At 40.5% G+C, this 13,843-nt stretch carries 11 protein-coding genes; 3 read left to right on the top strand and 8 right to left on the bottom strand.

All coding sequences use genetic code 11. The features are described from left to right. Window positions 1–7 precede the first annotated feature (7 nt). Window positions 8–556: a fimbrial protein gene (locus P3L40_RS02075; RefSeq protein WP_094962859.1), complete on the bottom strand. Its 549-nt coding sequence runs from the start codon at window positions 554–556 to the stop codon at window positions 8–10. 1,098 nt (window positions 557–1,654) lie between these two features. On the opposite strand from P3L40_RS02075, the gene zur reads away from it, so the two are divergent. After that, window positions 1,655–2,170: a zinc uptake transcriptional repressor Zur gene (zur, locus tag P3L40_RS02070; RefSeq protein ID WP_004261310.1), complete on the top strand. Its 516-nt coding sequence runs from the start codon at window positions 1,655–1,657 to the stop codon at window positions 2,168–2,170. Between the two features lie 158 nt (window positions 2,171–2,328). Here zur and lexA read toward each other — a convergent pair whose 3' ends face one another. Both lexA and P3L40_RS02060 read right to left on the bottom strand, forming a co-directional pair. Continuing rightward, on the bottom strand, window positions 2,329–2,946 hold the full coding sequence (gene lexA, locus P3L40_RS02065) for a transcriptional repressor LexA (RefSeq protein ID WP_004261314.1): 618 nt from the start codon (window positions 2,944–2,946) through the stop codon (window positions 2,329–2,331). A 136-nt stretch (window positions 2,947–3,082) separates the two neighbouring features. Further along, window positions 3,083–3,457 carry a diacylglycerol kinase gene (locus P3L40_RS02060; protein WP_004261317.1) on the bottom strand — a complete coding sequence of 125 codons (375 nt, stop codon included), beginning with the start codon at window positions 3,455–3,457 and terminating at the stop codon, window positions 3,083–3,085. Window positions 3,458–3,583: 126 nt separating this feature from the next. Here P3L40_RS02060 and plsB point away from each other — a divergent pair, with 126 nt between their 5' ends. Continuing rightward, complete coding sequence (gene plsB, locus P3L40_RS02055) at window positions 3,584–6,073, top strand: glycerol-3-phosphate 1-O-acyltransferase PlsB (protein ID WP_196725539.1); 2,490 nt, start codon at window positions 3,584–3,586, stop codon at window positions 6,071–6,073. A gap of 83 nt (window positions 6,074–6,156) precedes the next feature. Here plsB and ubiA read toward each other — a convergent pair whose 3' ends face one another. From ubiA to pgi, 3 genes are all read right to left on the bottom strand, one after another. Continuing rightward, window positions 6,157–7,011 carry a 4-hydroxybenzoate octaprenyltransferase gene (gene ubiA / locus P3L40_RS02050; protein WP_112307368.1) on the bottom strand — a complete coding sequence of 285 codons (855 nt, stop codon included), beginning with the start codon at window positions 7,009–7,011 and terminating at the stop codon, window positions 6,157–6,159. Between the two features lie 151 nt (window positions 7,012–7,162). Further along, window positions 7,163–7,675, bottom strand: coding sequence for a chorismate lyase (ubiC, locus tag P3L40_RS02045; RefSeq protein WP_094962860.1), 513 nt, complete (start codon window positions 7,673–7,675; stop codon window positions 7,163–7,165). 319 nt (window positions 7,676–7,994) lie between these two features. After that, window positions 7,995–9,641, bottom strand: coding sequence for a glucose-6-phosphate isomerase (pgi, locus tag P3L40_RS02040; protein ID WP_110592540.1), 1,647 nt, complete (start codon window positions 9,639–9,641; stop codon window positions 7,995–7,997). A 501-nt stretch (window positions 9,642–10,142) separates the two neighbouring features. Here pgi and lysC point away from each other — a divergent pair. Continuing rightward, complete coding sequence (lysC, locus tag P3L40_RS02035; protein ID WP_004261326.1) at window positions 10,143–11,519, top strand: lysine-sensitive aspartokinase 3; 1,377 nt, start codon at window positions 10,143–10,145, stop codon at window positions 11,517–11,519. A 61-nt stretch (window positions 11,520–11,580) separates the two neighbouring features. Here lysC and P3L40_RS02030 read toward each other — a convergent pair whose 3' ends face one another. Further along, on the bottom strand, window positions 11,581–13,056 hold the full coding sequence (locus P3L40_RS02030; RefSeq protein WP_136135414.1) for a tetratricopeptide repeat protein: 1,476 nt from the start codon (window positions 13,054–13,056) through the stop codon (window positions 11,581–11,583). A gap of 164 nt (window positions 13,057–13,220) precedes the next feature. Next, complete coding sequence (locus P3L40_RS02025) at window positions 13,221–13,811, bottom strand: hypothetical protein (protein WP_004261328.1); 591 nt, start codon at window positions 13,809–13,811, stop codon at window positions 13,221–13,223. Between the last annotated feature and the right edge of the window lie 32 nt (window positions 13,812–13,843).

Below are 13,843 nucleotides of genomic sequence, written 5' to 3'. Positions count from 1 at the left end.
AATATTATTAGTTATAAGATACAGTAAATGTTACTGGTACGGATAATTTATCAGTAGGTACACCAGTTTTGGTAAGAATCAGATTAGCTTTCATAGGAATGACAGCACCACCATCTTTAGCAACTTTAGGGTCGATAACCACTACTGCATCTGCGTTAGGAGTAATATTAACTGCACCAGAAGCTAATTTAACTGCTAAAGCTTTAGATTCTTGGTTAGCAAACAGTGCTGGGAAACCAGCTGCTGCTTGACCTTGAGCGAATACGTTCATTGAAGTATCAGCTGCGTCAGCAGAACAGTTAGACAGAACTAAATCAAAAGATTTTTCATCACCTAAAACTGCATTTGGTGCTAAAGCATCAGTTACATCTTTAGTGAAAGTTCCCCAGTCAACAACAGAACCTGTAGTAGTTGAAGACACATCACAAGATTGAGCACGTAATTGGGCTTTGAATGTTACTTCCGCACCTTTCTTACCATCTGCAGCTAATGCAGAACCTGCTACCATAGAACCTGCTAATACTGCTAAAACCGCTAATTTTTTGTTGAATAACATATGTAAATACCTCTGTATTTATGTCGTCATGTAAGTAGTTAAAGACACAATTTTTATTAAAAACCAAGTTCACAATAATTGTTTACAAATACCTATGCCATTTTCATGAGCCTGGATAACTAACTGTCAACCTATTTAATTAAGTCAACATTGGGGGATATTAAAATCCGTTCAATACCCTTTTTTAAAACCAAATTATTGAACTGGTTTTAAAAAAAGACTATTTCTGTATAGCCGAAAATGAGAGACCAACATCAATATAGAAATAGTAAAATGGACAAAAATAAAATATATGAAAGTTTAATCAGCTATTATTGCAACTTGAATTCTGTATGAATAAAACCTAATTGTCTTTAAAAGCATTCCACACTTTTAATTCATCTCAAATTCACATTAGCTATTCCCGTTTGAAACAAAACGAAACAAACAAAAACATTATGCTGAACTTTTAAATACCTTGTTTCTTTCTGATACCAATATTAATACAGCAATATTAATTGTCAAAATAACACAAAAATAGACCTAAATTTAGCTTTTTAGTCTAAAATAATTATATAAATAGATATAAATGCCAGAAAATGAAGAAATACTATAACTAATGATCGTCATTTAGATTAATTTATATTTATAAAGTCAACTTACTTATAAATATTTCAGGTAGTATTTAGTTATGTAAAAATCACACATTTTATTTAATTCTAAAAATCTAATAAAAGTGATATTAAAAACTATAAATACATGCATTGAAAATATTGAAATGAAAAAACAACTTAGTATACGATTCATTACACCATTACAACAGATAAGCGTAAGATAAGTCTTAATTGAAATTTACACTAAATGGCAATCTAAAACCTTACGTTTTGTGTGTTTTTTGTTAAACAACATCGAGTTTTTTGTTTAAGAAAAACAAAGAGGATAGGCTGGTTTTGAGTATTCTAATTATCTGTTTTTCCAGATAATCGTTTGCTTATATTTCCCTTTAAATAGAAATAATATAAATATAAAACAATGTATCCCCGCGCATTCCTGATCTCAAAAATATGATAAGCTTATTAGCAGTAATTGTTTGCATTTTCGAATATTGAGGCCGATTAGATGAAAAGAATGAATGAAGACAAAATCCTTGCAATGGCCGAGAATATTTGCCAATCAAGAGGCGTCAGGTTAACACCACAAAGAGAAACAGTATTACGCCTGATAGCACAGCAGCATGGTGCAATCAGCGCTTATGATTTACTTGACTTGCTACGGGAAATTGAACCTCAAGCTAAACCGCCTACGGTTTATCGTGGCCTTGAGTTTTTAATGGAGCAAGGTTTTATCCATAAAATTGAATCAACGAACAGTTATGTCGTCTGTCACCATTTTGATAACCCGAGCCATATCTCTGTTATGTTAATTTGTGACCAGTGTGGAAGCGTAACGGAAAGTGATTGCACAACAATAGAAGCTGCAATCATTAATTTAGCAGATGAACACCAATTCCGCTTAAGACATACAGTGGTGGAAAACCACGGCTTATGTAAAAATTGTGACGAAATGAATAGCTGCCAAGATCACGAACATTGTCATCATAACCATGAACAACCTATCGCCCAGAAGAAAAAATAAGTAGCTGCGTTGATAAATTGCTTGATGAAATGCAAAAATAGAGAAGATAAAGAAATAAAATAAACAAAACAGGCAGACCTCAGAATGAAACTATGAAATCTGCCTGCAATCGACCTTCCCGCCTGTAACCTACCATTACGGCTAGCGACTAAAGGAACTTAATACCAATCACTATTACGGATAACCCCAACAGCCAAACCTTCAATAGTGAAATTTTGCTGACGTAAGTCAACAATAATAGGTTCGAATTCTGGGTTTTCTGCTATTAATTCAACACGGTTACCCTGTTGCTTAAAACGTTTAACAGTAACTTCATCTTCGATACGAGCAACAACCACTTGCCCGTTATGGACATTCTGCGTTTTATGCACAGCTAATAAATCACCATCCATAATGCCAATATCTTTCATGGACATCCCATTCACACGCAACAAAAAATCTGCGTGTGGTTTAAATAGCTCAGGGTCAACTTGATAGTGACTTTCAATATGTTCCTGCGCTAATAATGGTTCGCCAGCGGCAACACGTCCAATCAGAGGTAACCCCTGGTCTTCTGTTTCTTCTTCAAGAAGCAGACGAATACCTCGGGATGCGCCTGAAACGATTTCAATAACCCCTTTGCGCGCTAAGGCCTTTAAATGTTCTTCTGCCGCATTAGGCGAACGAAAACCAAGGCTTGCTGCTATCTCAGCACGTGTAGGAGGCATACCCGTCTGCGAAATGTGATCGCGCACCAGATCGTAAACCTGCTGTTGTCGAGCCGTCAGTGCTTTCATTCCGTTCCCCTGTTTGTTTATACAGTCAAACTGTGAGTATATACAGGTAAATGAAGATTTGGAACAGTTAAATCGCTCAATTTAAGCATTTGTTATCGATTTACTTTCTTTTTACCCTATTAAGCACCCGAATGCCTTAGCCAGAGAAATAACGCTGCCATAATACCAGTGCCCAAATAAATAGCGCTAAGCCGATACTCACAAATACCGCAGCGGAACCAATATCTTTAGCTCTTCCTGACAGTTCATGATACTCACTACCAATACGGTCAACTACGGCTTCTATCGCACTATTCAATAATTCGACTATTGCCACGAGGACAACTGAACTCACTAACAAAATTCTATCTATATAGCTGATATCTAAATAAAATGCGATAAAGATTGCGATAATCGCAGCAACAGATTCCTGCCTAAATGCGGCTTCATTAACCCAAGCTGCCTTCAAACCTTTAAGGGAATATCCCGCCGCTTTGATCACTCGCGTGAACCCCTTAACTTGACTCGCCATATTTATTCCTTAAAAAATGCAAACAATAATCGATTTTTACGGTCAAAGTGAATTGTCAGTAACAGATCTAACCATGTATTTCTGGTATGATTGCGCAGCATTGTTAACAAGAGGCTATAATCATTTATGTCACTATGGCGTAAAATATATTACAACACGTTGAATTTACCACTTAAATTATTGGTAAAAAGTAAACTAATTCCTTCGGATCCCGTCACTGAGTTGCAGCTTGATGTCAACAGGCCAACCCTATACGTATTACCTTATCATTCGAAGTCTGACCTCCTCACGCTACGGCATCAATGCTTAGCTATTGGTCTGCCAGACCCTCTGGTCGACAATGATATCAATGGAACGAAGCTTCCGGCGTACGTTTTTATCGATGATGGCCCACGTGTTTTTCGCTATTATTCACCGAATCCACGTAAGGATTCAGTAAAAACTTTCCATGCTTATTTAGATTTGCATAAAAACAATCCAAATCTAGATATTCAAATGCTACCTGCATCCGTGATGTTTGGCCGCTCACCGGGTCGTGAAGGCCATACTCCAGCACCACCATTGAAACTGTTAAATGGGATTCAAAAATTCTTTGCAGTTTTATGGTTAGGGCGTGACAGCTTCGTGCGTTTATCACCCATTGTCTCAATTGGTAAAATGGCACAAGACCACGGCACAGACTCCATTATTGCCAACAAACTCGCCCGTGTCGCGCGTATTCACTATTCGCGCCAACGTCTAGCAGCAGTTGGGCCAAAACTCCCTGCACGTTATGAGCTGTTTAATAAGCTATTAACGTCTAAAGCGATTGAAAAAGCCGTTGAAGACGAAGCGCGTAGTAAAAAAATTCCACTCAAAAAAGCCCAGCAAAATGCCGTTGGGATGATGGAAGAAATTGCAGCCAATTTCTCTTATGAAGCTGTACGTTTAACGGATAGGGTTCTTAGTTGGACTTGGAACCGTCTTTATCAAGGCATCAATGTTCAGCACGCTGAACGGGTCCGCCAGCTTGCACAAGACGGCCATGAAATCGTTTATGTCCCCTCTCACCGCAGCCATATGGACTACTTGCTGCTCTCATATGTGCTATACCATCAAGGGCTAGTTCCACCTCATATTGCCGCGGGGATAAACCTCAATTTCTGGCCAGCAGGGCCGATTTTCCGCCGTTTAGGGGCCTTTTTTATTCGCCGTACGTTCAAAGGCAATAAGCTGTATTCGACCGTTTTCCGCGAATATTTAAGTGAGTTGTTTGCCCGGGGTTACTCCATCGAATACTTTGTGGAAGGTGGGCGCTCACGTACCGGTCGTTTATTACAGCCTAAGACGGGTACCCTCTCAATGACGTTACAAGCGATGTTGCGCGGTGACTCACGCCCTATCACCATCGTTCCTATCTACATTGGGTATGAGCATGTGATGGAAGTGGGAACTTATGCCAAAGAACTTCGCGGCGCAGAAAAAGAGAAAGAAGGCTTTTTCTCTATGGTTCGCGGCTTACGTAAATTGCGTAACCTAGGCCAAGGGTATGTTAACTTCGGTCAACCCATTTCATTACCTCATTACCTTAACCAGCGCGTGCCTGATTGGCGCGACTCTATCGACCCTATCGAACCACAAAGACCAACGTGGCTAAACCCAACGGTCAGTTCGTTAGCCGATAACATTATGGTCAATATTAATAATGCAGCCGCAGCCAATGCGATTAACCTGTGTGCGACTGCGTTACTGGCTTCTCGTCAACGCTCACTCACTCGTGAGCAACTGATTGAACAAGTCGAATGTTACCTGCAATTATTGCGCAATGTGCCATACACCGCAGATGCGACGACCCCAAATAAAACAGCAGAGCAATTGTTAGAACATGCTTTGCAAATGGATAAATTCGAAGTCGAAAAAGACAGCATGGGAGATATTATTATCCTTCCTCGCGAAAATGCCGTCTTAATGACCTATTACCGTAACAATATCCATCATTTATTGGTATTACCATCACTAATTGCTAGCATTGTATTGCACTATGAACGCATTAGTCGCCAAGACATTCACTATCAAGTAGGCCAAATTTATCCGTTCTTAAAAGCAGAACTGTTTATGCGTTATAACAGTGATGAGCTACACGAGGCGGTAGATACGCTAATTGATGAGCTAAATAACCAAAAGCTGATTTGCTTAAAAGAAGACGACATGGTGGTGTTAAATCCTCGCCGTATTCGTCCATTACAGCTCTTAGCTGCTGGCGTACGTGAAACTCTGCAACGTTATGCAATCACATTATCATTACTCAATGCGAGCCCTGAAATTAGCCGTAATACGCTAGAAAAACAAAGCCGTATCCTTGCACAACGCCTTTCTGTTTTGCACGGTATCAACGCTCCTGAATTCTTTGATAAAGCGGTATTCTCCACATTGGTCGATACCCTGAGAGAAGAAGGCTACATTGATAATAATGAAAATGATATCTTTGTCACCAATGCGCAAAAACTGTATGCCGTTCTGGCTCGCTTGATGTCACCTGAGATTCGTTTAACTATTGAAAGTGTTAGTCAAGATGATGAGTTTTCTGAAAAAAAACCAACTGAAAGCACGCAATCTCCGGAACAAGTGAAAAGCTAATCGCCTTTTCTCAAGTCAATAAAACAAAAAAGGTCATGTTAGAAATAACATGACCTTTTTCACTTTGGCTCAATAACTGTAATTTAAAAATAACTGATAAAAATACCAATAAACAATATTAAGCCAACAAAGTTATTGTTCATAAAAGCTTTAAAGCAAGGCGCACGTTCACGGTTAACCATCAATTGCTGCTGATAGATAAATAAACCCGCAACTAACACTAATGAAATATAATAAAGGGTTCCTAAACCCGCCAGTGAGCCAATCACCAATAATAAGCCAACCATCAGTAATTGCAGCAAACCAATAATCAGTTTGTCATATTGCCCGAATAGAATAGCGGTTGATTTCACACCAATTTTTAAATCATCATCGCGGTCTACCATTGCATACTGAGTATCGTAGATCACCGACCAAATAATATTAACTAAAAACAGTAACCAACAAACAGCTGGCAAAGTTTCACCAACAGCAGAGAAAGACATTGGAATTGACCAACCAAAAGCCGCACCTAATACCACTTGGGGTAAGTTACTGACTCTCTTAACAAAGGGATAAACCCATGCCAAAGCCAAACCTGCAACCGACAACCAAATGGTCATGGAATTGAGTGTCAAAACTAGCAGAAAAGAGAGGCCAACAAGGCTTGCAAACAATATTTTTGCTTCTTTTTCTGTTACGTCCCCACTCGGGAGTGGGCGGTGTTTAGTCCGCTCTACGTGGCCATCAAAATGGCGGTCAGCAAAATCATTAATGACACAACCAGCAGCACGCATAAAGAATACGCCAGCAGTAAATACAATCAAAAGATGTAAACTTGGCGTACCTTGAGCCGCAATCCATAATGCCCAATACGTCGGCCACAATAGCAACAATGAGCCAATGGGTCTATCAATACGCATTAAACGGCTGTATGCATGCCATTTACTTAGCGTCATACTTCCCTCCACTTTATCGTGCTCCTTTTCGAATTCCATCATACTTCAAATTAGGTATATTTTAATACCACCAAACTCGGCAACTTACTGATTTATATTTGTTGGCATAGTATCATTGCAGAGACCTGAAAACTCAAAGTACTTAGGATAGTTAGCGATATGCAGGTGATTCAGGTAAAAATATTTCTGTTAACAGCAACGGTTTATTCGATAGTCTTAACCGAGAACTACGTACCCACCGGTTTGCGCAAGAACCAATATGGATATAATCTCGAGTTAAACTCTCGCGGCTAAATAAATAACGCCCTAATGGCATTCTCCCAATATCCACCAGTTGCTGGTCATCATCAGTCAGTGTTTCTTCCGGGATTATTGTTCGGCCCAGTAACCAAGGGATGCCATCTCCATACATGACAACTTCTCTGACCCAATAACGTGGGCTTTCAGGTAGAGACTGCACTTCATCCGCGCTCAGCTTATCTTGCGATACATAGCGCTCTAAATAAGGTATCACGGTAACTTGCTGGCTATGCTGCTCAAAACGTTTTGTCATGGAGCCAAGCTCTAGTAGCCAATCTAATATATTGGCAGGTACTATTTTATCGTTTTTATCGTTCTCCGCCAGCCAGTGAATCGGCTGAGAAGTAAAAAGCGTTTCATCCATTACTTAAAATTCCACCATGGATAACATGGTTATGATTTACTGTATTTCTTACGCAATAGAATATCACGTTGTTTTACGACAAGGTTAAAGTTAGCTAACAATTTATATAAAAAGTCACATTTTCAACACAAAATGTAAAAATATAGTGAAAAATTTTTTAATTACTAGCAAGTTATCGATAATAATAAAATTCATTAATATCGTAACAAAATGAATTTGTTTAATTAAAAAATAGCCAAATAGACAGTATGTCAGTTAAACAATGTAAGGTAGGAATTTCCTACCTTACATTTAACTATTTAAATAATACGTTATTAATTTATCGCCAAGCTTTGTAGCTGTTAATCAAACCATTGGTCGAGCTATCATGGCTACTCACGGTATCACTATTTTCTAATTCAGGCAGGATACGGCTTGCGAGTTGTTTACCTAACTCCACGCCCCATTGGTCGAAAGTAAAGATATTTAAAATCGCCCCTTGAGTGAATATTTTGTGCTCATACATCGCAATCAATGCACCTAACGAATATGGCGTGATTGATTTCAATAAGATAGAGTTAGTTGGGCGGTTGCCTTCAAACACCTTATAAGGCGCAACATATTCCATATCCGCGACATTTTTACCTTGCGCAGCAAACTCGGCATCAACCACTTCACGAGTTTTACCAAACGCCAGTGCTTCTGTTTGCGCAAAGAAATTAGATAATAATTTTTCGTGATGATCCCCTAACGGGTTATGGGTTACCGCAGGTGCGATAAAATCACATGGGATCATCTTAGTTCCTTGGTGGATCAACTGATAAAACGCATGTTGGCCATTGGTTCCCGGCTCACCCCAAATAATCGGGCCTGTTTGATAAGTAACAGGTTTTCCATCACGACCAATATATTTACCGTTCGATTCCATATTACCTTGTTGGAAGTAAGCGGCAAAACGATGCATGTATTGGTCGTATGGCAGAATCGCTTCAGTTTCCGCTTCAAAAAAATTGTTGTACCAAATGCCAATCAAACCTAACAACACGGGGATGTTCTTTTCTAGCGGAGTTTGGGTGAAATGTTTATCCATCGCATGGGCACCGTTCAATAATTGAACGAAATTATCAAAGCCGACCGATAAAATAATGGATAAACCAATCGCTGACCATAATGAATAACGGCCACCAACCCAATCCCAAAATTCAAACATATTGTTGGTATCAATACCAAACTTCGCGACTTCTTCGCCATTCGTTGAAAGTGCCACAAAATGCTTAGCCACTTGACTTTCATCTTTTGCCGCCGCCAAGAACCAATCACGAGCAGAATGCGCATTCGTCATGGTTTCTTGCGTTGTAAAGGTTTTGGACGCAATTAAAAACAGTGTTGTTTCTGGGTTCAGCTTTTTCAGTGTTTCCGCAATTTGCGTACCATCCACATTCGATACAAAATGCATGTTTAGGTGGTTTTTGTATGGGCGCAGTGCTTCTGTCACCATAAATGGACCAAGGTCTGAACCACCAATACCGATGTTCACCACATCCGTAATCGCTTTACCGGTGTAACCCTTCCAATCACCGCTGATAATACGCTGACTAAATTGCTGCATTTTTTCCAATACTGCATTCACTTCTGGCATGACATCTTTGCCATCAACATAAATAGGGGTGTTATCGCGGTTACGCAAAGCAGTATGTAGTACCGCACGGTCTTCAGTACGGTTAATTTTTTCACCTTGGAACATACTGTTAATGGCGCTTTCTAGCTCTGTTTCTTTTGCTAAGGCCAATAAATGTTCCAATGTTTCTTGCGTAATTCTATTTTTGGAGAAATCCACTAAGATTTGACCATCGAACGTTGCTGAAAAATGAGTGAAGCGGTCTTTATCCTGTGCAAACAAATCGCGCATATGGACATTTTTCATTTGCGCAAAATGTTGCTCTAGCGCCCGCCATGCAGCCGTCTGGCTTGGATTAATACTTCTCATGGATAACACTCTCCAAATAATTTTAAATAGAAATAGATTGTACCCCGTCACGAAAACGAGACTTATCGGTTTTCTGCGTTATATTGATATTCCCCAATTCTGCCGCACTTTTCCAGACTTAATTGTCCCTTTTATTGAAATACGCACTTTCAATGCAATACGGTTTGAAAAATGACGAACCTACAAAAGTCTGTGACTCGGTTATCTGAGCGTAGTCAACACCCAAACTGATTGAAATATAACGAGTATATACTCTAAATAATTCGAGTTGCATGTAGGCGGCAAGCGAAGATAGACCGATGAGCATACAAAAGTATGTGATTCGGTTATCTGAGCGCAGTCAACACCCATGCAGCTCGAAGTATGACGAGTATATTGAGAAAACCGATAATAAATTACCTATCATTAGAATTACTGATTTACTTCGATTCTTGATTGACGCAATCCTATTTACCCGATAAATCTATATAAAGATTAGGTTTAACCAAAGGGATTGACACCATGAATATCGCAGCGTCTTCAACAGACAATCATCAGTATGTTATCGCCAAATTTGGCGGCACTAGCGTCGCTAACTTTGAAGCGATGAACAACAGCGCCAATATTGTTCTCTCCAACCCAAATGTGCGAGTTGTGGTACTTTCCGCCTCTGCTGGCATTACCAATTTATTAATCGAACTGGCCGAAGGTTGCGATGCTGATAAACGTAATGAACTGCTGAAAAAAGTGAAGGATATTCAATACGCAATTATTGATAACTTACAAACTGCTGATGTTATTCGTGAGGAAATCAATCGATTACTCGATAATATTGCTCATTTAGCTGATTCGGCTGCTTTAGCCACTTCTGATGCATTAACGGATGAAATGGTGAGCCACGGCGAATTAATGTCAACCTTACTATTTGTTGAAGTACTACGCCAACGTAATGCTAACTCCCAATGGTTTGACGTACGCAAAGTGATGAGAACGAATGACAGCTTTGGCCGTGCTGAACCAGAACTTGCTCAGCTAAAAGCATTGTCAGAACAACAACTCATGCCACGCCTTACTGAGTCGGTTGTCATTACTCAAGGGTTTATTGGTCGTGATGAAAAAGGCCGCACGACCACTCTTGGGCGCGGTGGAAGTGACTACACCGCCGCTTTGTTAGCTGAAGTCCTTAATTTATCACGTGTAGATATTTGGACTGATGTTCCTGGAATTTACACCACTGACCCTCGCGTCGTACCGAGTGCCCAACGCATTGATGAAATTGCTTTCGATGAAGCGGCAGAAATGGCGACCTTTGGCGCAAAAATTTTGCATCCTGCGACACTCCTTCCTGCAGTACGTGCGGGGATCCCAGTTTTTGTCGGTTCAAGTAAAGCCCCCGAAGCCGGCGGCACCATTGTGTGTGATAAAACCACGAATCCACCACAATTTAGGGCATTAGCACTGCGCCGTAAACAAACGCTACTCACCTTGCACAGTCTAAAAATGCTGCACGCACGCGGTTTCTTAGCGGAAATTTTCACCATTTTACTGCGCCACAATATTTCAGTGGATCTAATTACGACTTCAGAGGTCAGTGTCGCCCTAACCTTAGACACAACAGGTTCAACGGGAACTAACGGCAGTTTACTCACCAATGCGCTAATGACAGAACTATCCGCATTATGCCGTGTTGAAGTGGAAGAAGATTTAGCGCTCGTGGCAATCATTGGTAATGAGCTGTCGCAAGTGAATGGCCTCGGGAGACAAATTTTTGGGGCGCTTGAGTCATTCAATATTCGCATGATCAGCTATGGAGCAAGTAGCCACAATATTTGTTTATTGGTACCTGGAAATGATGCTGAAGAGATCGTTCGTACCTTGCACAGTAACTTATTCGAATAGTGTGGAAGTTTGATCAAAATACTAGAAGGCGATCATTTCGATCGCCTTCTATATTATACAATTAATCCTCTCTAGCATTTTTGCTGGGTTGCGCAACACTACCAGTGTATTGCAACATTTTTCCCGTCACGCCTTTATTCTGTTTTAAAAGCGCCAAGTTGCTTTTTGCGGTTTCATTACCGAGTTCTACCGCTCGTTCAAACCACATTACTGAACGAAAAATATTTTTCTCACCGCCCTCGCCTCGTGCATACATCACCGCAAGGTTGTTTTGGGCATCGCTATTTTTCTTAAATGCCGCTTTTTCCAGCAATTGCCGTGCTCTGTGTGTGTTTTTCGCCACACCCGTTCCCGTTAAATAAAAGATAGCTAACTGGTTTTGAGCTTCGATGTTATTTTCTTGCGCAATCAGCAACCAACTCAAAATATCATTCACATCAACATTTTTCAGCTCACCAGACACATACAGTTCCGCTAACTTAATTTGAGCCGCTTTACCATCACTGTTGGCAAGTGATATATACCACTCAATAGCCTTTTTGGGGTCTTTTTTAACCCCCCCTAACCCTTTTTCATAGAATTCAGCTACCTTCATTCCAGCTTCTTGGGATTTATTTTGTGCTGCTCGTTCATACCATAGAAAGGCTTCAGAGAGATCTTTACCAACGCCATTACCTTGCTCATAGGCTTTCGCAATCGCCAGTTGGGCCGCAATATTGTTCTGTTGCGCAGCGCGTTTATACCAGTACATCGCTTGGTAGCTATTCTTTTCTATTGCGCTATGACCTTCTTGATAAAAATCACCCATATTCACTTGCGCTGTCGCAGAGCCCATATTGGCGGCTTGACGATATAAATAAATCGCCATTTCGGCGTCCGGCTCTACACCCTCACCATTTTCATACATCACCGCTAAGTTATTCACTGCGGCTGCAATATTATTTCCCGCACTTCTTTCATACCACTCTCGAGCCTTCTGGTAATCAATATCACCACCTAACCCATCATGATAAAACAACCCCATCGCAAACTGTGCGTTGGCATGTTCTTGCTCCGCGGCCTCTGCATACCATGCTTTCGCTTGCTTTAAATTTTGCTCAACCCCAATGCCATGTTCATATAAGTAACCCATCGCATATTGGCAATAAGCATCGCCTTTTTCAGCACCTCGGCGATACCATTGTTCCGCTTGTCGGTATTTTTCCTGATTTTGCAATAACATCCCAAGGTAATAATCTCCATCTGTATTATCTCGGTCAGCTACCTTTTTAAACCAACGATAAGCCTCTTGCTCATTGACGGCTAAAAATTCAGTCCCATCCATATAAGCAAGCCCAACATCCACCATTGCCTCTTCATCTCCGGCATTCGCTAGCTTCAATTTTGCTTTGAATTCATCAGGAATAGGCGCGCTTTTAGGCTGCGCATGTAGCGTATTCGGTTTATCTTTCGTAGAAGGTGCTTCAACGATATTGCCAGCTTGCGCAAGGGAAATACCGCTAACATAGAGAACTAACAGAAAAGAACGTAATTTCATCACCATGACCTATTTATTGGCGTTATGTCATTAACATATCACTCCAATAAAAAATTCATAAGGGATGTTGGCTGAAAAAGTAGAATAACAAAGGAATTATTAAGAAAACGGAGGAGACGCCAGCTTCTTGCTGAAACTTTTGTCTCCGAAATAAGTCGCAGTACTTAGTTAACGCGGTAACCACCGTGTTTACTGGCAAATAAATTAAATTTACCCCACTCAATTAACAGAGCTTCCAATGTGCGGTGGCTAATCTTACACAGTTCAGAGATCTGAGAAACGACAAAGTGGTTTTCACTCACCAGTTCTGGTGAAAACACTTCCGCAATCCATTCACACTCTTTCGTGGTCACCAACCAACCGTCATTGGTCGAAAATTTATGCACGGGTACCATACCGTCTTTCGGGCTTTCTTGAGATAACAGCTTATTTTCATCGATTTGGGCTTGATGAAAAGCCGCGATTTCGTCCTCTGAAGGCACGGGTTCTACTGCTAAATTTTCTTCTAAAAATAGGTAAATTTCTTCTGCTCTTGCAGGTGTTAGCTCGCTTCTTAACCAAATCTGATTAAAACAGTGCTCATCCAGTGAATCATCGGTATCAAGCTTATCCATGATCTGTAAAACACTCATCATAGCGCTCACCGCGTCTTCGCTCATCATGAACGTTTCAGGCGCCGCACTGTTTTGGATCTGATAAGGAAAAACTGCCGAGCGTGGCAGTTCTTCTTCAATAATAAATTCATAGCTCATCATTGGCCCCCTCTAATGTATTACCTATAAGATGG

This window comes from Providencia sp. PROV040 (genome assembly GCF_032706145.1).
Taxonomy (GTDB): domain Bacteria; phylum Pseudomonadota; class Gammaproteobacteria; order Enterobacterales; family Enterobacteriaceae; genus Providencia; species Providencia hangzhouensis.
The sequence above is the reverse complement of the archived record's forward strand: the minus strand, read 5'-3'. Positions and strand labels throughout refer to the sequence as shown.

What these genes read in the sequence shown, in the direction of transcription:
- P3L40_RS02030 (WP_136135414.1), bottom strand. Translation starts at nt 13,056, where the DNA reads ATGAAATTACGTTCTTTTCTGTTAGTTCTCTATGTTAGCGGTATTTCC.
- ubiC (WP_094962860.1), bottom strand. Translation starts at nt 7,675, where the DNA reads ATGGATGAAACGCTTTTTACTTCTCAGCCGATTCACTGGCTGGCGGAG.
- P3L40_RS02025 (WP_004261328.1), bottom strand. Translation starts at nt 13,811, where the DNA reads ATGATGAGCTATGAATTTATTATTGAAGAAGAACTGCCACGCTCGGCA.
- pgi (WP_110592540.1), bottom strand. Translation starts at nt 9,641, where the DNA reads ATGAGAAGTATTAATCCAAGCCAGACGGCTGCATGGCGGGCGCTAGAG.
- P3L40_RS02075 (WP_094962859.1), bottom strand. Translation starts at nt 556, where the DNA reads ATGTTATTCAACAAAAAATTAGCGGTTTTAGCAGTATTAGCAGGTTCT.
- P3L40_RS02060 (WP_004261317.1), bottom strand. Translation starts at nt 3,457, where the DNA reads ATGGCGAGTCAAGTTAAGGGGTTCACGCGAGTGATCAAAGCGGCGGGA.
- plsB (WP_196725539.1), top strand. Translation starts at nt 3,584, where the DNA reads ATGTCACTATGGCGTAAAATATATTACAACACGTTGAATTTACCACTT.
- lysC (WP_004261326.1), top strand. Translation starts at nt 10,143, where the DNA reads ATGAATATCGCAGCGTCTTCAACAGACAATCATCAGTATGTTATCGCC.
- ubiA (WP_112307368.1), bottom strand. Translation starts at nt 7,011, where the DNA reads ATGACGCTAAGTAAATGGCATGCATACAGCCGTTTAATGCGTATTGAT.
- zur (WP_004261310.1), top strand. Translation starts at nt 1,655, where the DNA reads ATGAAAAGAATGAATGAAGACAAAATCCTTGCAATGGCCGAGAATATT.
- lexA (WP_004261314.1), bottom strand. Translation starts at nt 2,946, where the DNA reads ATGAAAGCACTGACGGCTCGACAACAGCAGGTTTACGATCTGGTGCGC.